This is a genomic window from Desulfobulbus alkaliphilus (assembly GCF_016918545.1).
Taxonomy (GTDB): domain Bacteria; phylum Desulfobacterota; class Desulfobulbia; order Desulfobulbales; family Desulfobulbaceae; genus Desulfobulbus; species Desulfobulbus alkaliphilus.
Map to the genome: position 1 here is coordinate 1 of NZ_JAFFQC010000014.1, position 24,751 is coordinate 24,751.

Sequence of the window (24,751 nt, forward strand, 5' to 3'; positions counted from 1 at the left end):
TGTCTCGACCACGGCATCAAGGGCTTCAAACGCTACGTCGCCATGGCGGTATTGGCACGGAACATACAGCGCCTGGGTGCGGTGTTGCGCCAGCAGGAGCAAGAAGCCGCTCAACGAAAGCGCGGCCCGTATAAAAAAGCGGCCTGAGTTAAACAGGCTGCCCCGGCTTTGCAGACGACGGGAGAACTCTGTCCTCTGATCGCCTCACATGGGAACGATTCTCATGTTTAGCACGTTAAAGCTAAAACCCGACACCAGAAAGAAAACCATTCTCATTAGCGATGACCCCGCCGAGGCGCCGTTGGGTAAAAAATGGGGGTTTTCTTTCAGGCACTATATAGCCGCAATTGACGCAGATGTAGCGATTGCTTATATTCTGATCCATAATTACACCGCAAAGTATTTAGCCTGAGGATGGTGGACAACAATGGCGGAGGTCGACTGCTCCGGCACCATCTGCATATTTTCCGTCAGCGAAATCCCCAGCTTTTCCGGTTTCAAAAATGCGAACAAAGGCCGATGGGCCTCCAGGTCCGGACAGGCCGGATAGCCGAATCCGTACCGGGACCCTTGATACTCTTGAATCAGATAGCCCTGTCCATGTTCAGCCCCCTTGTTTTCGATCCCCAGTTCCCGTCGCATGACTCCATGCCAGTATTCTGCCAGAGCATCGGTCACCTCCACACTGAATCCGTGCAGCAACAGATACTCATGGTAGGCATTGGCCTGATACAGCCGCCCTGTTTCCTCGCCGATTTGCGAGCCTATGGTGACAATGAAAAATCCGACCAAATCGCCGCCGGCTTGCTCTGACCTGAAATAATCGGCAATGCAGAGGAAAGGAGCCTCAGCCTGACGAGGAAATGAAAAAGTATGGCTGTTGCCTTCGGCCTCAACCACCAGGGTATCACTCTTGGCATAACACGGAAAATATCCATAACTCACCTTGGCCTGTATCCATCCTTGGGCAAGGGATCGGCGCAGCAGGTCTTCATAGAGAGGCTGCACGGTTCCCTGAATCAGGTCCTCATACTCCCCTGCCCCCATTTTTCCCCGCCGGTATCCCCAACGACCACGAAAGAGCGCCTGGGTATTGATCAAGGGAAACAACTCAGCAGGATTAATATCTTCGACATAACGCTGTCCGATGAAGGGAGGCACCGGCACCGGTCCATTGAAATCGACCACGCTTTCCTTGCGGCCTGGCTTCATGGGTTTGATTGCCGAATGTGCGTCGTACACCGTTGCAGCCAAAACCCCTGCCTCAAAATCCTTGACCGCCTGCAGACCGGCAAAAGCATCGGCACAGTAGACCACCGGCCCTGGATAGGACGGAACACATGATTCAGCGACAAATTTAGGTGTCAAAGCCGCACCACCCAACAGGATAGGAATTGTCAACCCGGCATCCCGGTACTGGTGCATGGAATCCTGCATGGCAAGGGCTGATTTGACCAGCAGACCGCTGAGGCCAATGATATCAACTCGATACTCTTTGGCTTTTTCAATCACTGTTTCAGCCGGCACCTTGATACCTATGTTATAGACCGTGTAGCCATTGTTGGTCAGAATGATATCCACCAGGTTCTTGCCGATATCATGGACATCCCCCTGGACGGTGGCCAACAGGATTTTTGTGGCCGTGTCGCTGTCGGTTTTATCCATAAAAGGTTCGAGTAGCGTTACCGATGCCTTCATGACCTCGGCCGACTGCAGCACAAATGGCAGCAGAATTTCGCCTTTGCCAAAGAGCTCTCCCACATGGCGCATGGCTGGAACCAGAATTCGGTTGATTATATTGACCGGTTGATTTCGCTGGCGAAGAATGGCCAGCACATCGTCCAGGTTTTCTTTGTCACCCTGCAGCACTTTCTCAACCAGGAGTTCTTCCGGTGATCGATACCCTTCCGCTTTATCCTCACCGCCCCCGGGCGTCTTACCGCTGAAATGTTCGATAAAACGCATCAGCGGATCTTTTTCTCCTGCAACCCGCTGATCTGTCAAAAGATCCAGACTGATCTGTCGATCTTCAGCAGCAATACCCGCCAGGGGCAGGATCTTGGCCACATCGACAATAGCGGCATCCAGCCCGGCTGCCACAGCCTCGTGAAGAAAAACCGAATTGAGAATACGCCGGGCCTGCGGAGCAAGTCCAAACGAGATATTGCTGAGCCCCAGCACAGTCATGCATCCCGGCAGTTCAGCCTTGATCCGACGAATCCCCTCCAGGGTCTGCACAGCGGCATCGCTCAGGGATGGATCACCGGAGCCTACTGTGAACGTCAGACAATCAAAAAGCAGATCTTGAGATCGCAGGCCGCATTCATCAACGGCAATGGTATGTATAGCCCTGGCAATGCGCAGTTTATCCTCGCTGGTCATGGCCATGCCCTGGGCGTCGATGGTGAGAGCGACAACCGCGGCTCCGTATTTTCTGACCACACGACAGACCCTACGGATGTTGATGCCGCCATCCTCAAGGTTGACCGAGTTGATAATTGCCCGACCGGGATAGAGTTTCAGACAGGCCTCGATACATTCCGGTGAGGTGGAGTCAATCATCAGCGGGGCTTTGAGAGACCTGGCGCACATGCGAACCAGGGTGGTCATGTCCAGTTGTTCATCCCGACCGGCATAAGCGGTGCACAGGTCGATGACATGCGCCCCTCTGGCTTCCTGCTCCAGAGCAATTTTCAAACAGGCTTCGTACTCATCGGCAAGAAGGAGTTCCCGGAATCTTTTCGACCCATTGGCATTGGCCCGTTCACCGATCAACAGTGGGGGTATTTCCTGTTGCAGTTCAACGGCCTGGTAGAGGCTGGCAACCGAAGGTTTCATACCAGCACCTCCCGTACCGCCGGCTTGACTCCGGCCAGCGTCTGCACGAGCTGCCGGGTATGGGCAGGGGTGGTGCCGCAGCATCCACCGACCACACTGACGCCATATTCCATGACAAACCGCTTCATCTCCTGGGCATACCCCAATGGATCAAGAGAATAGCATGTTCTGCCATTAACAACTTCAGGCAACCCCTGATTGGGGACGCAGGAAATCCGCCCGGGCCAGTTACGACTGAGATAACGGATATGGGATTCCATATCCGCTGGACCGGTTGCACAGTTGAGGCCAAAAGAAAAAAGCGGATAGGGCTCGAAGGTGACGGCTGCGGCGGCGATGTCCGTACCAACGAGCATGGTGCCGGTCCGCTCTATGGTGACCGAAACCATGACCGGGATCTCCAGATGCATGGCTTCCAGGGTGGCATAACAGGAGGTCATGGCTGTTTTGATCTGCAACAGATCCTGGCAGGTTTCAATGATAAGCAGGTCGACTCCGGCCTCGGCCAGGGCCCGTATCTGTTCTTTATAGGCGCCTGCCAGTTCGTCCACCGAGATATGACCCAAGGAGGGCAGTTTCGTTCCCGGTCCAATAGAACCGGCGATATAAGTGTCTGCTTTGCCGCCGATAGCTGTGCGGGCATTTTCAACTCCGGCGCGGTTGATCGCTTCAACCCGCTCCTGCAGGCCATATTCCTCGAGAACGATGCGGTTGGCGCCGAAGGTGTTGGTCTCGATCACCATGGCCCCGGCCTCGACAAATCCGGTGTGCAGGGCGATAATGGCCTCCGGAGCAGTCAGGTTGAGTACTTCGTTGCAGCCTTCCTTGCCATCCCATGCCGAAATTGGAATAGCCATTTCCTGTAGATTGGTTCCGCAGGCGCCGTCAAGAATCAGCACCTCATAATCGTGTGGTTGCATTGGTCGTTTGTTTATTTTTCTGAATACTATGGGTCATGGAAACTTTCGCAGCTGGATCAGCTAGTTTCCCGTTGGTATCGCATGTTCGAACACCCTGGAATCGCAGAGATCCCGGCGATTATGCCGTATGATTTCATTGTACGGGTGATGCAAATGATTCGCATCACTTTTTTCCGAAACCGCTTGGGTACCTCTTCTCGGTTCACATCGAGCTGTCCGCACCTCGGTGCCTCTTGTCAAACCTGTTTTTTTTTTCTACAGTGGTGCCAACCTGGTATTGCACCTGGTTCGATGCAAGCGGTCACAGGACCCCATCCTGCAACGATCCAGCTCCCGTGCCCACACTGTTTACAGCTCTGCATCCGTTTGTTCTTAGATGCGCCGCTGGCAAAAGGATTCCGGGGGCCAGGGGCGACTATCGTTCCCGGTGCCGGAAAACAGTTACAAATTCCTGTAAGGTGTTCCCTGATGGAGCCATCAATCACCGCTCTTGTCCTTGCTGCCGGCAAGGGCACCCGCATGCGATCCAACCGTGCCAAGGTGTTGCATGAGGTTTTCTTCCAACCAATGATTCACCATGTACTCCATGCGGTGAACCAGGCCTCCATCAATCACTGCGCTGTCATCGTCGGTCATCAGCGGCAGGAAGTGATGGCCGCCCTGGATGGGTTTTCGTTAACCGCGGTGCACCAGGAGCAACAACTCGGTACCGGGCATGCTGTTCTCTGCGCTGAAGCGGCGTGCGCCGGAGCGGATATGGTCATGATTCTCTGCGGCGATACCCCGCTCATCAAAGCATCAACCCTGCGCGCCATGATTTCGGCCCATCGGCACCAGCAGGCCGACCTGACCCTGATGTCGACCCTGCTTGACCAGCCATTTGGATACGGTCGCCTGCTCACTGATGACCAAGGAGCTGTTTTGTCCATCGTGGAAGAGAAGGACGCCACCGAGGGACAGCGCCGGATTCGAGAGGTGAATGCAGGTATCTATCTGGTCGATACAAAGATACTTTTCGACGCCCTCCGCCGAGTCGGAACCAATAACAGCCAGGGGGAAATGTATCTGACTGATATCATTGCCATCGCCAATGAGACGGGACGAAATGTGCAGAAATTTCTGCATCCTGAAGCCATCGATGTCCTGGGGGTCAATTCCCGCATCGAATTGGCCCGGGCGCAGGCAACCCTGCAATGCCGACACAATCACAGCCTCATGCTCGCCGGTGTCACCCTGTACGCTCCCGAAAGTACCCTGATCGCCCCGGATTGCATCATTGGTCAGGACACCAGCCTGCAGGGCAATATCCGCATTGACGGTGGGACAACCATCGGTACAAACTGCCGGATTGACAGCGGGTGTGTACTCCATGCCTGTCAAATCGGCGACAACGTGTCCATCGGGGCCAATACCGTTCTCGAACACTGTACCCTTGCCGACAGCATCTCTGTACCGCCTCTGACCTATCGCCGGGATACCTGATCCATTCCTTGCTTAAGCAACCACCCATGAAAGGGTCCATCCCGCCGGCACACAAGACCTTGACCCTCTCTTCCGCCCCCTCTTTTCCTTGGACCACGAGACATGACTGATCTGAAAAAAATATATTCGACCCTGGCAGGCGACGCCTTTCCCATGGAGATGACCCTTTCCTTTGACGGCCAGACTTTGGTCTATCGAAAAAAAACCTGGAAAATTCCCATGGCCGATGGCACCGTTGAAGAACGGGGGCTGCGTTATGGGGAAAACCCTGATCAGGAAGCCGCGCTTTATGAACTGGTGAACGGCAACCTGATCCTCGGTGACTGCCGTTTTATCGAACCAGGCAATGGTCTGGTCAGTGCCATCACTGTGGAGGATATGCTTCAGGTTGGCAAGCATCCCGGGAAAATCAACCTCACTGATGTGGACAACGGCCTCAATATCCTCAAGTACCTGATCGATAAGCCCGCGGCCATTATCCTCAAACACAACAACCCCTGCGGTGCTGCGATTGGTTCCAGTCTGGCCGAAGCCTACAATCGTGCCAACCGTTGCGACCGTATTGCGGCTTTTGGCGGCGCGGTGGTGACCAGCCGCCCACTGGACAAAGAAACCGCCGAACTCATGGCAGCAAACTTTCTGGAAGTTGTCTGCGCCCCCGAGTTCGAAGAAGGGACGCTTGCGATTCTCGCTCGCCGCAAAAATCTGCGGGTGATCCGCATCGCCGGCATCAATCGTCTGGCCGATTTCGAGCAGCATCGCTTTGTTGATTTCAAATCCCTGATCGACGGGGGCATCATTGTCCAGCGGTCAGCGATCAACACGATCCGAGCGGCAACGGACCTGCAACCGGCAACCGCCACTTATAAAGGGGTTGCCTACGCATGCGAACGTCAACCGACCCCAAGGGAAATAGAAGACATGCTTTTTGGCTGGGCAATCGAACACGGGATCACCTCCAACTCGGTCATCTATGTCAAGGACGGGTGCACGACCGCCATCGGTGCTGGTGAACAGGACCGGGTCGGCGTTGCGGAAATCGCTATCCACAAAGCCTATGTCAAATACGCCGACATCACCTGCTTTGATACCCATGGCATTCCCTATGCGGATCTGGCTCTGGAAATCTCCCGCGGTCAACGGGATAGCGCTGACAAGGAGGCGATTGACGCCAAAGTTCTGGCTGAACGAGCCGGTCTTCCCGGATCAGTGATGATTTCCGACGCCTTCTTTCCCTTTCGTGATGCAGCCGATGTCGGCATTCGCGAAGGTGTCACCGCCATTCTCCAGGCAGGTGGCTCCATCCGTGATTTTGAGTCCATTACAGCCTGTAACGAGGCCGAACCTCAGGTGGCGATGATGTTCACCGGGCAGAGGTCTTTCAAGCATTGACCTGAATCCGTGACGGCTGAACTCCTTGTTTGCTGCATTCTGCTGCACTCAGGGGATACGTGCGATGATATTTCTGACAATTCGCCTTCACCAGCCGCCTTTGGGGGCGTCCGTCCGCTCGCCCTCTTCATTGCCCGCACCCGTCCAATAAAGGATCCTTTCATCGAACGGCCACGGACAACGAAGTTGACCAACGGACCAACGCTCGCGGATCCAGGATGACCAACAGCCTGCTTGGCTCAGCCAAGTATTTGCGATGACAGCGCCGCAGAGGTTCCCGGCAATGCAACGGGTTCCCACCTCTCTCTTGCGGCTGAACGGAGACAGGCTTCGGCAACACGAACCGCGGCTACCCCTTCCTCGCCGGCAACCGGATTCACCATCTCGCCGCGAAGAAAACCAAGCCATTGGGTCAGCAGCGGTACAATGGTACTCACCGGCTCCCGTGGATCAAGAACAATCCGGTCCTGCCCATGAATCAAGGTACAGCAATGGTGCACCTGATCGCCATGCAGCTGCCCCAGCCCCCCAATAAATTCAAACCGTCCGGAACGAGCCGTGCCGACCTTGGAACAATCCACAGTGCCAATAACACCGTTTTCCAGTTCCACCAGCACTATCAGCTGATCCTCGAGTTGTTGTGCATGTCGGCGCTGCGTTCGGGCCAGAACTCGGATGATTTCCTGGCCGGTCATGAAACGCAGCGCATCGAATACATGGACCGCGGTCTGCAAGCTGACACCGGCTCCCGCCAGTGATGGTTCGTCCAGCCAGGAGAGGGTTGCCGGTTCCAGGCGCTGATTGGCGCTGAACCCATACAAGGGACCTATTCTGCCAAGACAGTCACGGAGAATGCCGACCACCCGGTTATAGCGCAGTGTCTGGCCAATGGTCAATGGAACCTTCATGCGCAGGAAGTCTTCACAGATGGCCTCGGCATCTCTCACCGAAACAGCCATGGGCTTTTCGAGTAACAGAGGTTTGCCGGCCTGGGCGCAGGCTGCGGCAACCTCCCTATTCAAACCCGGCGGCAAAGTGGCGACAACCGCATCGACCTCCGGCTCGAGGATTAGTTGACGCCAGTCAGCAAGCCACCGACACCCCCATTGGCGGGCCTGCTCCTGGCCCTGCTGAGATCGCCTGCTGATGGCGGCTAAACTGAGTCCTTCCACATCTTCTATGATATGGTGGGCATAGCGGCTGCCATGCTTGCCGGTGCCGATCACGCCAACCCGCCATGTCTTGGTTGCTGCCGTCATGATTGGTTCCACTTTTTGGCATCATTGCCCGGGTTGGTAAAAGACCGTGCAGAGCGCAGTCGCTCTCGTCGCCTGAATACATGCAGCGCTACCGGATAGCTGAACAAGGCGACAGGCACAGCGAGCGCCAGGCCACCGGTAAGCAGAACCACCATGGCGCTCAACCCCAGGTGCCCGACCAAAACCGTTGCCTCCACCAATCCGGCCTCCTGGACCCTCACCAGAGTGAACTGTACATTTGTCCACCCGGCCCGTCCCGGCAAAAGGACATTACCGACCACATAGGCAAGATAATACAAAGGAAGATAGGTCAAGGGATTGCAGATGATGGTGCAGGTTATAAAAGCGGCCACGGTACTGCTCTTCGTAGCCAAGGTAAAAAAGAGAAGCAGCACGGATTTGAAAGGCGACAGGGGCGCGAGACCGATACCAACTCCGACCGCCGTCCCTCGGGCCAGCGCCACCGGAGTGCCCTGCAAGCGTAGCAAATTGTGAAAAAGAGAGATGAGTGCCTTGATCACGGAATACCTGTGGTAGCAATTGCCCATCCAGAACCAGTTGCTCTTCCCTGACTCCTGGTTGCGCTGTTCAATGCAATCCTCGGAATGGCACCTCAAAGCCTGCGGTTACATTTGCCCGCGCGCCCTGATTGAGAACAGAATATTTCGCTCCTGGATGGACACCGGCAACCCACAATCTGATCTCTGCCTATCTGGGAAACCATGTGTACCGGCGTCAGGTCGCCTGTTCGCACAAGGAAGCCCATCCAACCGGCAATGACCTCGGATCGATATCCAGAGCATCAATAAAATCCTGTACAGAGGAGACAGAGCAGTTGACTGAAGACGTACGGCCACCGGCACGGACATCTGCGACCTCCCGTCGAAAATAGGTGAGCAGTGCTCTGCCTGCTTCCTGCTGGAATTCGCCATAGGGCACACCAATCCGGTCACAGAAGAGGATAAAACGGCGCCAATTGCACATCGCCCGATTGATCCCCCGAAACAGGGATAAATCACGATTTTCCACATCCAGATCGCGGAGAATGATCTCCCGATAGCGCTCAAGCACCGCATCCTGCAGGGGCTGCAGTTCTTCCGCGGAGAGAATGAAGCCGGGTCCTTCCTCATCCTCACAAAGATAATACAAACTGGCATGGAGGGCGACCTCGGGAATTTCACCGGAATGGCGGATGAGCAGATATTCCTCCTCCAGGATATATTCACGCTCACTGCCGATCATGCCGGTCCCTGGTCATTGTCGCTACTGTCGAGTTGATACAGATCACGAACCGTTTTAATCCGGTCATGCAGGCTGATGCAGTGATGCTCGGTTTTCAGATAACTCAAGGGATGGTACACCATCTTTCCGGTGATAGCGGCGATCATCTTTTCCAGTCCCTGCCGGTCCATCTCTTCCATATTGTTCAATCGCCCCATGGTTTTCTCGACCTCAGCGCGGACAAGCTTCTCGACCCCGGCGCGCAACTGAATGATCGTCGGTGTTGATTCCATATTAGCGAGCCATTTACCGAACTTCAATTGCTCTTCAGCAATGATACGTTTGGCCTTGATCGCCTCTTTGTCCCGCTCGGAACGGTTCATTTCGACGACATTGTGCAAATCGTCGATATCATAGAGATATATGTTATCAAGGTCATTAATGGCCGGATCAAGATCCCGGGGCACGGCAATGTCGATGAAAAACAGGGGCCGATTGCGTCGTTCCCGCATCACCGGGCGTACATCCTCCTTGCGGAGAATGAGATCGGGAGAACCGGTCGAACTGATGAGGATGTCAACCTGCTGCAGTTGATCCAGCAGTTCTTCCAAGGCCACGGCCCGTCCGTTGTAACAGCGGGCCAGATCAACCGCCCTTTGCAGGGTACGGTTAGCGACCACCACTTCAGTGACCCCCTGCCCGACCAGATGTTCCGCAGCCAGTTCCGCCATTTCACCGGCACCGACCAACAGCACTTTTTTCCCGTCGAGACCACCGAAGATCTTTCTGGCGAGTTCAACCGCGGCATAGCTGATGGAAACGGCACTGGCCCCGATACGGGTCTCGGAGCGAACCCGTTTGGCCACGGAAAAAGATTTGTGGAGCAGCTTGTTGAGAATAAACCCGGTGCACCTCTTTTTCGCCGCATGCCGGTAGGCCTCTTTCAATTGACCCAGGATCTGGGTTTCGCCAACAATCATGGAATCGAGACTGGCAGCCACCTGAAACAGGTGGCCAACGGCATCGTCATTGACATGCTGGTAAATGTGCTGGTTTAAATCTTCAGCAGAGACAGCGCTGGTAAATAATCGTTCAAGGACCCGTGCCTTTGCCAGTTCGACATTCTGGCAGGTAAAAAGAATCTCCACCCGGTTGCAGGTGGACAGGAGGTAGTATTCACGTACTTCTTTCAGGTCTTGCAAAGCCCGTAACGGCTCCTCGTAGCCGGAAGAAAGGGCTAACTTCTCCCTGACCGCCAGCGGCGTTGTTTTATGATTGACGCCCAGCAGGACGATAGTGTCACGACGCATAGGTATGGATCCCTTTCAAGAGAAAGGAAACCCCCCAGAGGGTAAACAGTACGGACAGGAAAGCAATGATACTGAGAAGGGCCGCCCTTCTCCCCCGCCAACCGACGGTGAAGCGTTGATGGACCACTGCCGCATAGAGAAACCAGGTTACCAGCGACCAGGTTTCCTTGGGGTCCCAATGCCAGTACGCCCCCCAGGCCTGTTTTGCCCAGATGGAGCCGGTAATCAACCCCAGGGTGAGCAAGGGAAAGCCGATACTCAAGCAGTGATGATTGAGGGTATCCAACGTTTCCAGGGAAGGCAGACGGGAATAAAACAAACCAAAGCGCTTCGTTTTGATTTCCCGCTCCTGCAACAGATACATACAGCCACCGATGCAGGCTAAAGCTAGAAATCCATAGGCGATCAGGGTCACCGAGGCATGAATCGGCAACCACCAGGATTGCAGCGCCGGAGCCAACGGCACTATCTCCCGGGAGGAAAAGGCTGCGACCAGCATCAAGGCCAGCACCAGAAGACAGACAAAAACCCCGAGATTTTTCACCGTATACCGCCAGCGAAAGGTCAGATAGCAACAGCTCAATGACCAGGCGAAAAAGGAAACCGTCTCGTGGTGACTGGTAATCGGGGTATATCCGGCTTCAAAGTATCGAGCAACAATGGTCAGGGAATGGAGACAAACCGCTGTGAGGAAAAGGAAATATCCGATGCGGCGAATTTCCTGCTTCTTGTTGAAGAAAAAAACCAGATAGGCTGCCGTGGCAAGCAGATACACCGTGACACTGCCCTGAAAAAGCAAAAAACTCATGAGCCCTCCTTCCGCAGCAGGTCTGGATCGACTTCGACCGGACGTCCGAGAACAGCCTGCAGGTGCTGCCGGATTCTGTCCCAGTGATCATCCCGAATCCAGTCAACTATATCCTCATGGAGAATCTGCTGGAAAAGGATCTTTTTCCTCTCCCCATCCTCCTCCAGCAGGATGTCGTCCCGCAGCCTGGCCATTAATGCGGTGAGAAGGACATACTCCTCACCGAAATCGTGTTCAAGGCGCCGCCTGACCATGGCCGCAAGAGCCGGTGACCTGCCATTGGTGGCCACGCTGAGGGTCAGATTCCCTCTTCGAACCGAAGCCGGAACCTGGAAATCACAGGCTTCAGGAGCATCGGCCCGGTTGATCAACAGTCCGGCGTCTCGGGCATCACGGGAAAGAGCATTCTGCACCTCAGCAAGGTCAGTGGCGGCAAAAACAAGAAACACTCCTTGGAGATCAGCGGTCTCGTATGTTTTTTGACGCCATTCGATGCGTTCCTGCTCGGCCAGGAACTTCAATGCGGCCGTCACCACCGGACTGACCACCCGCACCCGACCGCCACTGGCCAATAAACCACGAACCTTTCTCTCGGCCACTCTCCCCCCACCCGCAACGAGGCAGAGCTTACCCGATATATTGAGACATACTGGGTACATGGAATGATTGGTTACGTTGATGACCATGGTTAGTCATACAGACTGGTTTTCTTTGCGCAAGAGGTCAAAAAAATCGCACAGATATCCCCCTATGACCCTGCACGCCTGATCATGGGTTTGTACTTGTCTGTTGAATCATGCTTCTGTCTTGTGCACGATCACAGGCACCTGTTCAACCACGTAGCTGCAGGCGGGTCAGAAGGATGACCTTGTCCTCATCCAGGCTCTTCAGTTTCCTTCGTGAGGCAGAGACGATGTACTCCTTTTCCGCCATTTGCAGAAAAGGTTTGAGGCTTCGACGCTGGATATCATGGGCCAGATACACTACACCTTCGGGCTTGAGTGCCTGGCGGAGGATCTCCAGCAGAGGTTGAAAAAAATCGTCACGAAAAAGAATTTCCGCACCAATGATGACCTCATACTGCGCCATTTCCGGCGGATTCAGCCAGTCCAGCAAGGAAAATTGGACCCTATCAAGTCCGCTTGCCGCCGCATTGATCCGTTGAAAATCAAGGATGATCTCCTCATAATCGCTCAAAGTGACCTGAAAACCGGCAGCCGCGGCAGTCAAACCCGGGGCACCGAGTCCTGCCCCAAGTTCCAGCAACGTGGTTCCCGGCGTGTTATTCAGCCCGGCGACGAAATCAGAGAGCACAATAGCCGCCTCCCAGAGCCTGACCCAGAAAGGAAAGGCGGAAACGTCCTGCAACGGATCCTTGCCTGCCAGAATCTGCTCGAGATCGGTCATTTTCAGAAGCTGAAGACGATGCTCTCTGATGGTCAAGGGCTCAAAGGCAACCTGGTATCTTTTTTTAATATCAGTATACAGGGCTAGGGCATGAGGGGGCAATGTTTGCGGATCCATTCTCCATCACTAGTTAATTTTTATCGCGAAACCAGGGAATCGCAACCTGCTGCGATTAGTAAACAGTGGCTGCGCAAGCAGTCGGGTGCAGTGTTCTCCAGAGCAACCCATGAACCCAAAATCTCATCCCTGACCCGCTCGAGAAAAAAAAGAGCGGACCGATGATAATCGGCCCGCTCTTGCATGCAAAGAGATTTTTTCAGGTTATCAGCAACCCTCCAAAGCTCTCCTTTTTCGCTCGGTTCTTGTTAAAACGTTATCACCCACTTCAAAATCAATGTCTTCACAGGTCATGGTCACTGTTGTATCTTCAATGGCATCAACAGTGCACCTGGCGGCAAAAACCACGCCACCGCTGAACAAAAAAGCCGCAGCCAACGTTATTGCAACAATTTTTTTCATCCTACCCTCCTTTGGCAAATGAAATGTGAGAAAAACCGGATTGTTTCACCTCGTTCAGCGACATAATTTAGAATATACCAAAACACTTGTCAACCTCAATTCCCAGCCGATCAAGATAAAACCTAACGATATAGTACTGATTCTATATCTTTTTCCAAAATCCGGCGAACTATTCCTCCGGAATATTTTTTTACTACATGTCCGTCCCTGTTGACCAGAAACGAGGTTGGAACAGTAGTAATACCGCCAAAGTCGCGGGTGGCTTTGTTATCTGCCATCAGCACCGGATAGCTGATCCCTGCCCTTTTGATCAACCGATTCACGGCCGTGGTGCCACCTTCATCCACTGACAGGGCCACCACCGTAAAACCATGCGGCGAGAATTTCGCATGCATATCCTTCAGAAGTGGAATTTCATGCAGACAGCTCGAACACCAGGTTGCAAAAAATGTAATCAGCAGCGCCCTGCCTTCATAGGATTTGCTGGACACAACAGCACCATCAACCGCCGTCGGCAGAGAAAAGGCAGGCATGGGCACAGCCCCTCGGCTTTCCGTACAAAAAACAGTCAGTACCAGTGCCAGCCCCAATATTCTCAACGCTTGCATGACCTGCCCACTCCTTAAATTCTTCCCTGATTCATTTCGCCTGCCTCTTGACGAACTTTTTTTCAAGCCATCCTGCCCGCCGGAAAAAACCTGTCTGTCTTCGGTAGTATGATGTTGACCTGTCCTTGACATTCAAGACACAATTCTGTTCTTTGAATTTCACTGCACTCTTTAACCAGTCCGGTTCCGCCCTCAGTTCACGCCTTGATGTCCAACAGGCTTCGAGTCATCTTGTCCGTGGTTTCAAGGGTTTTCAGGTTGGCATTGAATCCGTTTTTGTTGAGCAGCAATTCAGGGATTTCTTCCGCGAGATCGACATTCGATAATTCAACCATCTCATATCCTCGTTCGCGCATCTCGGCTACATAAGGTCCCGGCGATGCGACTTTTTCCACGGTCGCCTCGACTCCCTGAGGGTAACGTTCGGAGAGGAGCACCCGGTCCTTTTTAAAGCCCTGGGTCTGCATATTGGCCACATTGTTCGCATTTTTCTCAACCCTGGTCGTCAAGGCTTGAAGGCCGGATAAGGCGGTATATACTCCATTTATCATCGTCATTCTCCTGAATTTGAAAAAAGATTATAATTTGTTCAGATAGAATAAAGGTAGCAAAATCAGCACCAGAACAGGCATTCATAGACTATCCATTTATTGCACCACCACACTTGTGCCCACAATTAAGGAGGCCAGAGCGGGCAGCCCCCCTGGCCACCAGAGGTCGTGAACAATGGCATTGGTTACGAACCAAGGCCCGGTCTTGCTGTTCCGTTGCCGTGACCGATTTTACTCCCCGGGAAAACCGTTGCGTCCCGGTCTTCTTCCGGGTAGATAAAAAGTGGTGTGTCGATATTCTCAGCGATGCATACTATTCGATCCTTCCATCCATCACAAGATTATGAGCCCGAAAACTCTCCTGCTGTTTGTTTTTTTTCTTTTTCCCCTCCCGGCCTTCTCGCTGGCCGATGTGATTGATCGCAGTGTTGCCATAGTGAACAACGACATCATAACCCTTTCTGAAGTCAATGAAATTGGTGCCCCTTTTTTCCAGCGAATTGCTGATGAAACCCCACCCGCTCAACTCGAGGAAACCCTAAGGCAGGCACAAAAAGAAGTTATCGAACAGATTATCGAAAGAAAACTCCTTTTGCAGGAGGCCGAAAAACTCAACATTCGCGTCAGTGATGCGGAAATCGACACGACCTTGCAACGTATCCTGACCGAAAACAGAACGAGTTGGGACCAGTTCCGTGAAGATTTATCCGCCCTGGGCATGAATGAAAAACAATACCGGGAAGAACTGCGGCAACAGATTCTGACTTCTAAGCTCATCAACCAGGAGATACGGGCACAGATTGTCATCCCGGAAGAAAGGGTGGTTCTTTACTATGACAGGTATTATACTGAGTATGAAAATGAAGGGTATTATATTCTGCAGATCGGTACGCTCTGGGGAGCACCGGATCGAACCGGGACAATCCCGACACAAACGGAGGCCAGAGAAAAAATCCTCAACATTCGAGAGCGTGCCGTTCGCGGGAATAATTTCAATCAATTAGCCAAACAATATTCCGACTTGCCTTCTTCGGTCGACGGCGGCGACCTGGGAGTTTTTCAACGGCATGAAATGGCTACCGCCATGCGGCAGGCAGTCGTCAATCTTAAGCCAGGGCAAATCAGCGAAATCATCGAACTGAGTAACACGTATCAAATTTTCAAGCTCCTTTCGAGCCAGACGGGCCAAATCACCGCCAAGGTGCCCTACGAATCTGTGAAGGAAGAGATACGTGACCTGCTCTTCCAGCAGGAAATGGAAACCAGGTTCAATGAATGGTTGCAAAACATCCGCGATAAAGCCTATGTCAGGATCCTTTGATACTCTCGACAAACATCTTCCGGAGCGCAATGCTCGAAAAGTCACACCACCCTTGCCCCCAGGTTTGAGCATCAGTGCTGTCCCGCTTCCTGCCGAAAGGCCTTTTTTCAACCTGTAACAGGACAAAAGACATGGTTCGTCCCATTTCGGAACCGCAGCCCATTCATCACCTACTGCGATCACTCCGCGAAAACAAAGGTCTGACCTTGGAAGAAGTGTCCCGGTCTACCAGGATTTCCCTCAGCAATCTGCGCGCCATCGAATCTCTGCAGTACGAGAAATTACCGGCCGATCCTTTTACCAAGGGAATGCTCATTCTCTATGGCACCTTTCTTGACCTTGATGGCCGAGAAATCGCCTCAAGGTTTTTTTGGGAACGGGACGGTGGCAAGGCGGCGACCCCTTCCCCAAAAAAATACCTCGCCCGTCGCTCCCTGTCGCCCAAAGACCTGGCCGAGCCCGCTCATTTTTCCTCGGCGACGATTGCCGGTATCCTGATGACCCTGATCACGGTTTCGCTCACCGGGTTCTGCCTGTACACCTCATGGAATCCTTTTATCTTCCTGACCAAGGGCATAAAAAACTCGCCGGCAGCGACAATCAGTCCTTTTCACCCTGCCGACCCATCATCCGGCACCATTCCGGGACAAGTTGACAGTGCAGAAATCAGCGTCCTGTCAGACGGTGAGATGTCCGTTGCCTTAAACATTTCCGATGCCAAAACAATACGACCCAAAAAAACAGGCCAGCTGAATCCGCTCATTTTTTCCAGGTTGAATCAGTTTGTCCCGACTTTCGACCCCAGCTCCACTGTACTCCTGTCCCACACTCCTCCAGCTAACAGTGAAGACCAATCACTCCGCGGCCAGACCCTTTTTCATTTCACACCATGATTCAGCGCTCGACCTGCGCCATAGTGCTACGGGTTGTCGATTACGCAGAATCCGACAAACTGGTGACCTTGTACAGCAGAGATCTTGGCCGCATAACCGGTATTGCCAAGGGGGCAAAAAAAAGCAAACGTCGTTTTGTCAACAAACTCGAGGAATTCTCCCTTTTGCAGCTTCTCTACCAAACTCCGCGGATAGAAAACGGGCTGTTTTTCATCGCCGAGGCAGAACTTCTCAATGCCTATTTAGCTTTACGAACCGACTACCGGCGCTACACCACTGCTGCCTATCTGAACGAACTGACGGTGCGCTTCACCCGGGAAGCCGATCCGGATTCCCGTCTCTTTACACTGCTCCAGTGGGCCCTGGCCTCACTGGAGCGCAATGACAATCCTGCAAAAATAATCGCCCTCTTTCACTTGCGACTCCTTGCTGCTGTCGGATACCGGCCGGAATTGAGTGCCTGCGGATCGTGTCGGCTGGCGATCACAACAGGATCCGGTCATCATTTTCGACTTGTGCCAGGCAGTGGTGCACTTATCTGCACTTCGTGCCATCCTTGGCGCGAGTTGGAAAGTACCCGATTATCGCCGCGCACCGTTGCATTTCTCAGCAATGCCCAGTCCTTCGCACTGCATCAACTGAACCGACTGCAACCATCACGCCAGGCAGCCGCAGAGGCCATGGTCGCACTCCATGCCTACACACTGCATCTTTTGCAACAGGACATCCAATCCTGGCCGGCGGTATATGCTTTGTATGCCAACAAATCATGTCCGACAGCGCAAGCACTCACAGATACCTCATCCTTGCAAAGTTGCGGCAGCCCATTTTGAAATATGTACCCGAATCCGTGACGGCTGGATTTTTTTGGATATATCTTGCTGTAGTCATATCAAAAAAAGCGCCCAACCGTCACGGATTCAGGGCAATGATACCCTCAACGGTCCACGACGTATCAGCCAGCACCTTGTCGGCCTTCCCCGTATGCTGCTCTTAATTCCTTCCGCGCTTCTTCTTTTCTGCAAGCGATTATGAATCGTTCCAGTCTGATTATCACTTTCCTTATGGGTTGCCTTGTCGTTGTCCTGTGGAAGGTTGTCAACGCGCCCAACATGGAACCCCCGTGGCCGGAAAAAATTCAAGGCTTCGCTTTTTCTCCGTACCGGGGTGATCATTCACCCCACAGAGAGGAACACCCGACCATCGAAGAGATCGACAATGATCTGGCTTTGCTGGCCGGCAATGTTCATGCGATACGGACGTACAGTGTCGATGGAACCCTTGCGGAAATTCCACGCCTTGCCGCAGCCAGAGGGCTGAACGTGGGTCTGGGTGCCTGGATCAGTACCGATCACCAGGCCAATATAGAGCAGATCGACAAACTCATCTCCATCTATCGTGAGCATCATCGCACGATCGTGCGGGTTATTATCGGCAACGAAGTACTGCTCCGCAATGACCGCACCGCTGAGCAGATGATCAGCTACCTGAAGCGGGCCAAACAATCGATATGGGCACCGGTCAGCCTCGCGGAACCCTGGCATATATGGCTGCGATATCCGCAACTGGTCGACCATGTCGATTATATCGCCGTGCACCTGCTGCCGTACTGGGAGGGTGTCCCAGTGGACCAGGCCGTAGATTACATCGTCATGCGGTATAATGAACTGCAACAGGCCTTCCCGGACAAACCGATCGTTATAGCCGAGATTGGCTGGCCAAGCGGCGGCCGGATTCGCCAGGGTGCTGTCGCCACCCCGGCCAACCAGGCCCGTTTTCTACGGCGCTTTCTCGATGTCGCCGAAGAAAACAACTATACCTATTACATCATGGAGGCCTTTGATCAGATCTGGAAACGGGGTGAAGAAGGTGAAGTGGGCAGCCAATGGGGAGTCTACAATGATCAGCGCCAGCCGAAATTCGAATTCACCGAGCCGGTGATCAGGATCCCGCAGTGGCGCGAACTGGCCGCCATCAGCATCGCCCTGGCTGTTCTGGTCCTCCTGCTCCTGTTCAGAGACAGCAAGGGTCTCCTTGACCGGGGCCGAGGCTTCCTGGCACTCATCGCCTACGTCATCGCTTCTTTTGCTGTCTGGCTTGTCTATGAATTTCAGCGCCAGTACATGACGGCCTCAACTCTGTTCGTTGGTGTGGTCTTGCTGCTGGCGGCAACTGGCGCCATACTCGTCATCCTCGCCGAAGCTCACGAATGGGCTGAATCTCTGTGGACCAATACATGGCGGCGTTTGCCGGATCCGATCCAGCCAACAGGGGATTACCCCCTGCCGATGATCTCCATCCATGTGCCGGCTTACAACGAACCTCCCGAAATGATGATCCAGACCATCAACGCCCTGGCGCGGTTGGATTATCCGCTTTTTGAGGTTTTAGTTATCGACAACAACACTAAAGATCCCGCCATCTGGGAACCAGTCGCGGCCCATTGCCGGCAACTTGGCCCAAGATTCCGCTTCTTCCATGTTGATCCCCTGGCCGGCTTCAAGGCAGGCGCATTGAATTATGCCCTGAAGAAAACCGCGGCAGAGGCGGAAATTGTGGCGGTCATCGACAGTGACTATATCGTTGAACCAAACTGGCTCAAGGCTCTGGTGCCGCATTTTGCCGACGAGAACATGGCCATCGTTCAGGCACCCCAGGATTACCGCGACGGTGATGAAAACGCCTTCAAGGCTATGTGCCTGGCCGAATACAGAGGTTTTTTCCAGATCGGTATGGTCACGCGCAATGAACGAAATGCAATTATTCAGCACGGCACCATGACCATGGTCCGCCGCCGGGTGCTCGATGAAGTCGGCGGCTGGGCTGAATGGTGCATTACCGAAGATGCGGAACTGGGCCTGCGAATCTTCGCCCAAGGCTACGCAGCCTGTTATGTACCGCACAGTTTCGGCAAAGGCCTGATGCCCGATACTTTTCTTGATTACAAGAAACAGCGTTTTCGATGGGCATACGGATCGGTCCTCATCCTTCGCCACCACATGATGGTGATGCTCGGCCTGAAGCGCACCAAGCTGACCCGAGGCCAGCGATATCATTTCCTGGCCGGTTGGTTGCCCTGGTTTGCCGACGGGGTCAACCTGCTCTTCAATCTCCTTGCCCTGGCTTGGTCATGTGGCATGATCATCTTTCCCGATCATGTTCCTCCACCCCATGTCCTCTTTGCCTGTCTGCCGGTGAGTCTTTTTGTCTTTAAGGGTCTAAAAATGTTTTTTCTCTATCGAAGCCGTCTGGCCGCGACACGCCGACAAAGCATCATGGCTGGCCTGGCCGGATTGGGCCTGTCACACACCATCGCCCGGGCAATGCTCACCGGATTTATTACCCGTCGCATTGGCTTTTTCAGGACGCCCAAAAAAGCAAGAGCCAACGCTATGATCAAAGCCCTGAGTGATGCCCGTGAAGAATTGCTTTTTGCTGCCGCGCTCGGCATGGCAGCTTTTGCCATTCTCCTGCGCGAGGACGGCAATATGCTCGATATTCGCATCTGGGCTATGGTGCTGGCCATCCAGGCCATCCCGTACACCGCTTCTGTCCTGGTGTCCTGTATCAGCGGCCTCCCCGGATTGCCGGCCAAATTAATTGGTGCCATGCCGCCTCTACGGGGAGTGACACAAAACGGCCAGATGGGGGAAAAAGACCTGAATCCGTGAACGTTCGTCCGTGCGTCAGCTTCGTTGTTCGTGACCGTTCGATGAAAGGATACTTTATCGGACGATTACGGGCAATGAAGATGGCGTGCGAACGGATGCCCCCGAAGGGCGGCTGGTGAAAGATATTGTCAAGGATTCTGCTATAATTATAAAATGATTACAGTAATATACACCCAAAGCAAGCGCCCAGCCGTCACGGATTCAGGAAAGAATGAGGCAGGAAAAAACGGACGGTTCAGAGACTGATTATACCAGGCAAACCGACCGCTGCCCAGCGGCACCGATCTCAGCCTCCACGAATCAATTCGAGCAATTCTTCGGCACTTATCCGAGTACTGACGTCTGCTCCTTCGAGCAGAGAATTGGCCAAATCACGTTTTTCCTGATGCAGACGGACGATTTTCTCTTCAATGGTGTTCACGGTCACCAGACGATACACGGTAACCGGCCGCTTCTGCCCTATACGGTGAGCCCGATCGGCGGCTTGATCCTCCACGGCTGGATTCCACCACGGATCCATATGGATGACATAATCAGCAGCAGTCAGATTAAGCCCTAATCCACCGGCTTTCAGGCTGATTAGAAAAAGCTCCCCTTCTCCGGCCTGAAACCCCTCGACTTGACGCTGCCGTTCCTTGGCCACAGTCGTCCCATCCAGATACTTGTACTCTATCCCCTGCTGATCAAGATAGGACCGAATCAAGGCAAGATGGCCGGTGAACTGGCTGAAAACCAGGGCCTTATGCCCCCCCCCAAGCAAATCTTCCACCACCTCCGCAAAAACCTGTAATTTGGTGGAAGGAATGTCAACCAGACTGTTAATGAGCTTGGGATGACAACAGGCCCGTCGCAACCGCATGATTTCAGCCAGAATCCGCAGATGGCGACCTGTCTTTTCACTGCTGCCCTCGATATTTTCTATGGCCTGCTGTCTGAGCGCCTCATAAAACCGCATCTCTTCCGGCTGCATTTCCACTCTAAGCGTTATTTCCGTGCGCGGCGGCAACTCTTCGAGCACTTGTGCTTTTATACGCCGCAGCATGAAAGGTCGGATCAATTTTTTCAGCGTTCTCTTTGCTTCCCGGTCGTGATGCTTCTCTATGGGAATACCGAAGCGACGATTAAACTGCTTAAAAGTGCCAAGCAATCCGGGGTTGATAAAGGCAAACAGATTCCACAATTCCCCCAGATGGTTCTCAATAGGGGTACCGGTGGTGATCAATCTGAATCTGCTGACAAGACGCATGGCGGCTTTTGATCGCTTGGTGGCCGCATTTTTTATTGCCTGAGCCTCATCAAGGACAACGGACTGCCATTGCACCCGGGATAACAGATCGATTTCCTGCTGGAGCAAGGTGTAACTGGTGACCAGGAGATCGAATTTCCCCAGAGAAGAAATGATTGCATCGCGATTCAACTCGGAAAACATGTGGAAATTGAGAGTCGGGGCAAACCGATTCACCTCAGCCTCCCAATTCATGCAAACGGATGTCGGCGCCACCACCAGTGTCGGTCCCTGATGAGCCAGGCTGAGAACAACGGTGATGGCCTGCAGCGTTTTACCGAGCCCCATATCGTCGGCAAGACAGGCCCCGACACCCAGGTGGGCCAAACGGCTCATCCAGACAAACCCTTCCTTCTGGTAATCCCGCAACTCCGCTTTCAGGGTTGTCGGCACCTTGGGCTCCAGCTGCTGAGCCTCGGACAGAGCCTGCAATCGCTGCCGCCAACCCTTATCTGCATTGGTTTGAGCCTGATGGGTCAACTCCTCAAGAGCAATGGCCGCCAGAGGGTGGACCTTGAGTTCGAGTTCATTGCCGGGTTGATGACTGCCAAAAAGAATGAGCTCCTCCAGGCGATTGCGAAACTCCTGGGTCAAGGCAAGAAACTGGCCCTCCCCCATGGGAATGAACCGGCTCCGGCTTTCGCGAACCTTGTCCAGAAGTGTTTTCAGTTCAATAACCTCATCCTGGTCAATCTCGAGTTGCCCGGAAAGGGAAAACCAGTCCTGCTGACTGGTGCGGATATTGAGATTCAACTGGTTCACACCGGCTTGCCTGCGCACGGAAAGCTTCTCGCCCTCAGGCCATTCGAGAATAACCCGGTCCCTGATTTTTTCAATTTCGAGCAGAACCTGCAGGCACTCTTCAGGATCAAGCAGGTGCCATTCTCGTTTGTTCTCCTGCTCAAAATCGATGGCCAAATCGAGCATCGGGCAACTTTCCTCGATTTCCCGAGCCTTTTCTTCTTCAAGCGTGAGGTTTCTCCGAGTCCGTAGCCGCCTGCCGTTGATTTCGGCAAAAACATTCGCTACCCCCACCCCGGGTTTCAGGTACGGTCCCGCGGTCGAAAACGGCCGAACAAAAAATTCGACCCGAAACCCGCTCCCATAGGGAATAATATGGATGTGGATCGTGGCATCACTCTCAATACAGTCGGCGGAAAGATTTTCACCAGGGACTTCGATGGCGGAATGAACGGTCATAAAAGAGGCGATATTACCTATCACATCCAGGACCTGCCGACTGGCGGCAAAGGGCACAAGCAATCCTTCACGCCCTGTGATTGCCGCGACCTTGCGATGCTCTTCACTGATGTGAACAATTTTGAAACGAGTAGGAGTCTCGGGCCAGACAGCAACGTTGCCCTCGCCGATATCATGGGAAAAGTGAATAAAAAGCGAATCTCCCTGGTGCTCAACGACCAGTTCCGGCTCTCCGACTACAATCTCAACCGGAATCTGGGGGGATTTTTTCAGAAAAACGAAAGGATGCCCAACCAGAGCGGGATAGGCGATGTCCGGATCAAAGACAAAAGCACTGTTTCTTGTTTGCCCTTCAGCAACCTGACGCAGACCTGAACAGAGTTTTCGATCCTGAGCGGTCAGATACTCGAGATCTTTATCCTTCAGCAAGCGCCGGAAGGCAATGGTTCTTCCCTTGCTCCAATTGCCCATCGCCCCTTTTTTCTGCTCTTTGGGGATCAGTTCCAGGGCACCGTCACCATACTCAACCAGCCAGCAAAGCCTGGTCTTTTTATCCGGCTCTCTGATCCTTCGTGTCACCTCGATCAGATCCTGCAAGCTCTGCTTCCAGGGAGCGCGGGGCGTTATAATATCCGTCAGATAGCGACAATTGAGTTCCAATGCCAGTTCCCGGGCCGTTTCTCTCATATCGCGCTGATCATTGTTCAGGGTTGCCAGCAATTCGGCCGACTCCATGGCAACCCAGAGGAACTGGTTGCGCAGAGCCTGTTGGTGCACCTTGCGCAAGGTGTCCTGAAAATCAGCAGGAATCTCCACGCCCATCCAGTGGAGGGCCAGAATTGCCACCAATGAAGACAGGCACCGCTCATCGGCAACCAGATCCTCGGTAAGTGCCAGCATGTCCGGCATGTTATCATCGGGGGAGCAGACGACGGCATCAAGAAAACGGAAAGAAATTTCCTCGGCACAGCCATGGCAACGACCAAGTACGATGCCGACGGCCTGACGAATACGATCGCGATCACCTTCCCTATCCCTCGCCAGCAGCGAAAAAATACAAAACAAACCGGTAATACCATGAAAATAAACCGGTTGCGAACCAGCATACCGCTGCAGCTGCTGGAGATCCTCAGTAAACAAACGGAGAGCCCGATCCGTATCCCCGCCGAGAAAAGCGGCGGTCCCGGCAAAACCAGAACCTAGAAAACTCTCGCCATATTTTTCCAGAAGATGGCGTAAATCCTCCAATCGCCCCTGCAATACGTAATACCCAGCCAGAAGACGCCGAAACGGGATCCGTTCATCCACTGGTACGGTCAAGGCCTGTTCATTTTCCAGGTAGACTGGAATCGCGGAAAAATGATGCAGTCTCTCCATGGAATAACGCACGACTCGGTCCAGCAGGAAGAACTGCAGCGAACCAGGCAGGGTTCTGAACCAGACAGGATCAAAGGGCCGTGCAGCCACACAGACAGGGGGGGGAAGATCGTCCAGATAGCGCCGCTGACAGGACCCTTCAATGAAGGCCAGCGCCTCGTCAAGTTTTTCAAAATCCTGACTATATACCCCCAGGCGAAATTGCCGCATTGCCCGCCAGCATCGGGTCGGCCATTTGCCATGCATGTAATCTACAGGGGCTGCTTTTTCAACAAGGGCAGCCAGCTGAGAAAAAACTCCGCTGGACAACGCTTGACGGGTGAGCCATTCCGCCAAGGCAGGCGGACATTGATTCTGTTTGCTGACAACCCCTTTGCGCCGAAGTCGGGACAGCATACCCCCGATCTCCTCACCGGTGGGAGAGCGCCCACCAAACAGGGCAGGATCAAGCACAGCGGCACATTTGGCGAGGAACCCGGAGGAGACCGGCTCGTAAATAATGGCAATCAACTGCAACAGCAGCTGTTCGTCCGGAGGAAGCGCGTTGGCGATCTCCTCAAGATCGCCGATATTGAGAGAGGTATCCGCGGGTTGCTGAACATGAATTGCCGATACTTTTTTCAAAACACGTGCCATGCTACCAAAAAATTCCTGTCACTCGCTGATAATGCTCGCGGCGCCTGAAATCA

At 53.5% G+C, this 24,751-nt stretch carries 19 protein-coding genes; 6 read left to right on the forward strand and 13 right to left on the reverse strand.

The features are described 5' to 3' along the window. Nucleotides 1–387: 387 nt before the first annotated feature. The gene (locus tag JWG43_RS08945) at nt 388–2,838 is read right to left on the reverse strand and encodes a methionine synthase (protein WP_205242574.1); all 2,451 of its coding nucleotides are present in this window, start codon (nt 2,836–2,838) and stop codon (nt 388–390) included. Continuing rightward, on the reverse strand, nt 2,835–3,758 hold the full coding sequence (locus JWG43_RS08950; RefSeq protein ID WP_205242575.1) for a homocysteine S-methyltransferase family protein: 924 nt from the start codon (nt 3,756–3,758) through the stop codon (nt 2,835–2,837). The genes JWG43_RS08945 and JWG43_RS08950 overlap by 4 nt, the downstream gene beginning before the upstream one ends. Nucleotides 3,759–4,226: 468 nt before the next feature. Here JWG43_RS08950 and JWG43_RS08955 point away from each other — a divergent pair, with 468 nt between their 5' ends. Both JWG43_RS08955 and JWG43_RS08960 read left to right on the forward strand, forming a co-directional pair. After that, nucleotides 4,227–5,240, forward strand: coding sequence for a bifunctional UDP-N-acetylglucosamine diphosphorylase/glucosamine-1-phosphate N-acetyltransferase GlmU (locus tag JWG43_RS08955; RefSeq protein ID WP_205242576.1), 1,014 nt, complete (start codon nt 4,227–4,229; stop codon nt 5,238–5,240). 102 nt (nt 5,241–5,342) lie between these two features. Beyond that, nucleotides 5,343–6,632, forward strand: a complete 1,290-nt coding sequence (locus JWG43_RS08960; protein WP_205242577.1) for an IMP cyclohydrolase — start codon at nt 5,343–5,345, stop codon at nt 6,630–6,632. A 239-nt stretch (nt 6,633–6,871) separates the two neighbouring features. On the opposite strand, the gene JWG43_RS08965 is transcribed toward JWG43_RS08960, so the two are convergent. From JWG43_RS08965 to JWG43_RS09010, 10 genes are all read right to left on the reverse strand, one after another. Further along, nucleotides 6,872–7,891 carry a Gfo/Idh/MocA family protein gene (locus JWG43_RS08965; RefSeq protein WP_205242578.1) on the reverse strand — a complete coding sequence of 340 codons (1,020 nt, stop codon included), beginning with the start codon at nt 7,889–7,891 and terminating at the stop codon, nt 6,872–6,874. After that, a complete protein-coding gene (locus tag JWG43_RS08970) occupies nt 7,888–8,439 on the reverse strand; it encodes a DUF2062 domain-containing protein (protein ID WP_205242579.1) in 552 nt (183 codons plus the stop codon). The genes JWG43_RS08965 and JWG43_RS08970 overlap by 4 nt, the downstream gene beginning before the upstream one ends. Before the next feature lie 187 nt (nt 8,440–8,626). Next, nucleotides 8,627–9,133 carry a hypothetical protein gene (locus tag JWG43_RS08975; protein WP_205242580.1) on the reverse strand — a complete coding sequence of 169 codons (507 nt, stop codon included), beginning with the start codon at nt 9,131–9,133 and terminating at the stop codon, nt 8,627–8,629. After that, a complete protein-coding gene (gene hemA, locus JWG43_RS08980; RefSeq protein ID WP_205242581.1) occupies nt 9,130–10,422 on the reverse strand; it encodes a glutamyl-tRNA reductase in 1,293 nt (430 codons plus the stop codon). The genes JWG43_RS08975 and hemA overlap by 4 nt, the downstream gene beginning before the upstream one ends. Further along, the gene (gene ccsB / locus JWG43_RS08985; RefSeq protein WP_205242582.1) at nt 10,412–11,230 is read right to left on the reverse strand and encodes a c-type cytochrome biogenesis protein CcsB; all 819 of its coding nucleotides are present in this window, start codon (nt 11,228–11,230) and stop codon (nt 10,412–10,414) included. Before ccsB ends, hemA begins: the two co-directional genes overlap by 11 nt. After that, nucleotides 11,227–11,916, reverse strand: a complete 690-nt coding sequence (locus JWG43_RS08990) for a precorrin-2 dehydrogenase/sirohydrochlorin ferrochelatase family protein (RefSeq protein ID WP_338033252.1) — start codon at nt 11,914–11,916, stop codon at nt 11,227–11,229. The genes ccsB and JWG43_RS08990 overlap by 4 nt, the downstream gene beginning before the upstream one ends. A 145-nt stretch (nt 11,917–12,061) precedes the next feature. Beyond that, complete coding sequence (locus JWG43_RS08995; protein WP_205242584.1) at nt 12,062–12,754, reverse strand: class I SAM-dependent methyltransferase; 693 nt, start codon at nt 12,752–12,754, stop codon at nt 12,062–12,064. Between the two features lie 207 nt (nt 12,755–12,961). Next, on the reverse strand, nt 12,962–13,156 hold the full coding sequence (locus tag JWG43_RS09000) for a hypothetical protein (RefSeq protein WP_205242585.1): 195 nt from the start codon (nt 13,154–13,156) through the stop codon (nt 12,962–12,964). A 122-nt stretch (nt 13,157–13,278) separates the two neighbouring features. Next, nucleotides 13,279–13,764: a TlpA family protein disulfide reductase gene (locus JWG43_RS09005; RefSeq protein ID WP_240193487.1), complete on the reverse strand. Its 486-nt coding sequence runs from the start codon at nt 13,762–13,764 to the stop codon at nt 13,279–13,281. 197 nt (nt 13,765–13,961) lie between these two features. Further along, nucleotides 13,962–14,315: a flagellar basal body rod C-terminal domain-containing protein gene (locus JWG43_RS09010; protein WP_205242587.1), complete on the reverse strand. Its 354-nt coding sequence runs from the start codon at nt 14,313–14,315 to the stop codon at nt 13,962–13,964. Nucleotides 14,316–14,658: 343 nt separating this feature from the next. On the opposite strand from JWG43_RS09010, the gene JWG43_RS09015 reads away from it, so the two are divergent. The 4 genes from JWG43_RS09015 to JWG43_RS09030 all read left to right on the forward strand — a co-directional run bounded on the left by JWG43_RS09015 (nt 14,659) and on the right by JWG43_RS09030 (nt 20,200). Next, on the forward strand, nt 14,659–15,636 hold the full coding sequence (locus tag JWG43_RS09015; RefSeq protein WP_205242588.1) for a SurA N-terminal domain-containing protein: 978 nt from the start codon (nt 14,659–14,661) through the stop codon (nt 15,634–15,636). Nucleotides 15,637–15,767: 131 nt separating this feature from the next. Beyond that, the gene (locus tag JWG43_RS09020; protein WP_205242589.1) at nt 15,768–16,529 is read left to right on the forward strand and encodes a helix-turn-helix domain-containing protein; all 762 of its coding nucleotides are present in this window, start codon (nt 15,768–15,770) and stop codon (nt 16,527–16,529) included. Then, nucleotides 16,526–17,362: a DNA repair protein RecO gene (gene recO / locus JWG43_RS09025; RefSeq protein WP_205242590.1), complete on the forward strand. Its 837-nt coding sequence runs from the start codon at nt 16,526–16,528 to the stop codon at nt 17,360–17,362. The genes JWG43_RS09020 and recO overlap by 4 nt, the downstream gene beginning before the upstream one ends. 198 nt (nt 17,363–17,560) lie before the next feature. Next, on the forward strand, nt 17,561–20,200 hold the full coding sequence (locus JWG43_RS09030; protein ID WP_205242591.1) for a glycosyltransferase: 2,640 nt from the start codon (nt 17,561–17,563) through the stop codon (nt 20,198–20,200). Nucleotides 20,201–20,486: 286 nt separating this feature from the next. Here the strand turns inward: JWG43_RS09030 and JWG43_RS09035 are convergent, their stop codons facing one another. Continuing rightward, on the reverse strand, nt 20,487–24,698 hold the full coding sequence (locus JWG43_RS09035; protein WP_240193488.1) for a DEAD/DEAH box helicase: 4,212 nt from the start codon (nt 24,696–24,698) through the stop codon (nt 20,487–20,489). Nucleotides 24,699–24,751 lie beyond the last annotated feature (53 nt).

Coding starts and splice junctions, on each gene's coding strand:
- JWG43_RS09015 (WP_205242588.1), top strand. CDS start 14,659: ATGAGCCCGAAAACTCTCCTGCTGTTTGTTTTTTTTCTTTTTCCCCTC.
- JWG43_RS09000 (WP_205242585.1), bottom strand. CDS start 13,156: ATGAAAAAAATTGTTGCAATAACGTTGGCTGCGGCTTTTTTGTTCAGC.
- recO (WP_205242590.1), top strand. CDS start 16,526: ATGATTCAGCGCTCGACCTGCGCCATAGTGCTACGGGTTGTCGATTAC.
- JWG43_RS08950 (WP_205242575.1), bottom strand. CDS start 3,758: ATGCAACCACACGATTATGAGGTGCTGATTCTTGACGGCGCCTGCGGA.
- JWG43_RS09030 (WP_205242591.1), top strand. CDS start 17,561: ATGAATCGTTCCAGTCTGATTATCACTTTCCTTATGGGTTGCCTTGTC.
- hemA (WP_205242581.1), bottom strand. CDS start 10,422: ATGCGTCGTGACACTATCGTCCTGCTGGGCGTCAATCATAAAACAACG.
- JWG43_RS08945 (WP_205242574.1), bottom strand. CDS start 2,838: ATGAAACCTTCGGTTGCCAGCCTCTACCAGGCCGTTGAACTGCAACAG.
- JWG43_RS08960 (WP_205242577.1), top strand. CDS start 5,343: ATGACTGATCTGAAAAAAATATATTCGACCCTGGCAGGCGACGCCTTT.
- ccsB (WP_205242582.1), bottom strand. CDS start 11,230: ATGAGTTTTTTGCTTTTTCAGGGCAGTGTCACGGTGTATCTGCTTGCC.
- JWG43_RS08995 (WP_205242584.1), bottom strand. CDS start 12,754: ATGGATCCGCAAACATTGCCCCCTCATGCCCTAGCCCTGTATACTGAT.
- JWG43_RS08990 (WP_338033252.1), bottom strand. CDS start 11,916: ATGGTCATCAACGTAACCAATCATTCCATGTACCCAGTATGTCTCAAT.
- JWG43_RS09020 (WP_205242589.1), top strand. CDS start 15,768: ATGGTTCGTCCCATTTCGGAACCGCAGCCCATTCATCACCTACTGCGA.
- JWG43_RS08970 (WP_205242579.1), bottom strand. CDS start 8,439: ATGGGCAATTGCTACCACAGGTATTCCGTGATCAAGGCACTCATCTCT.
- JWG43_RS08975 (WP_205242580.1), bottom strand. CDS start 9,133: ATGATCGGCAGTGAGCGTGAATATATCCTGGAGGAGGAATATCTGCTC.
- JWG43_RS09005 (WP_240193487.1), bottom strand. CDS start 13,764: ATGCAAGCGTTGAGAATATTGGGGCTGGCACTGGTACTGACTGTTTTT.
- JWG43_RS09010 (WP_205242587.1), bottom strand. CDS start 14,315: ATGATAAATGGAGTATATACCGCCTTATCCGGCCTTCAAGCCTTGACG.
- JWG43_RS08955 (WP_205242576.1), top strand. CDS start 4,227: ATGGAGCCATCAATCACCGCTCTTGTCCTTGCTGCCGGCAAGGGCACC.
- JWG43_RS08965 (WP_205242578.1), bottom strand. CDS start 7,891: ATGACGGCAGCAACCAAGACATGGCGGGTTGGCGTGATCGGCACCGGC.
- JWG43_RS09035 (WP_240193488.1), bottom strand. CDS start 24,698: ATGGCACGTGTTTTGAAAAAAGTATCGGCAATTCATGTTCAGCAACCC.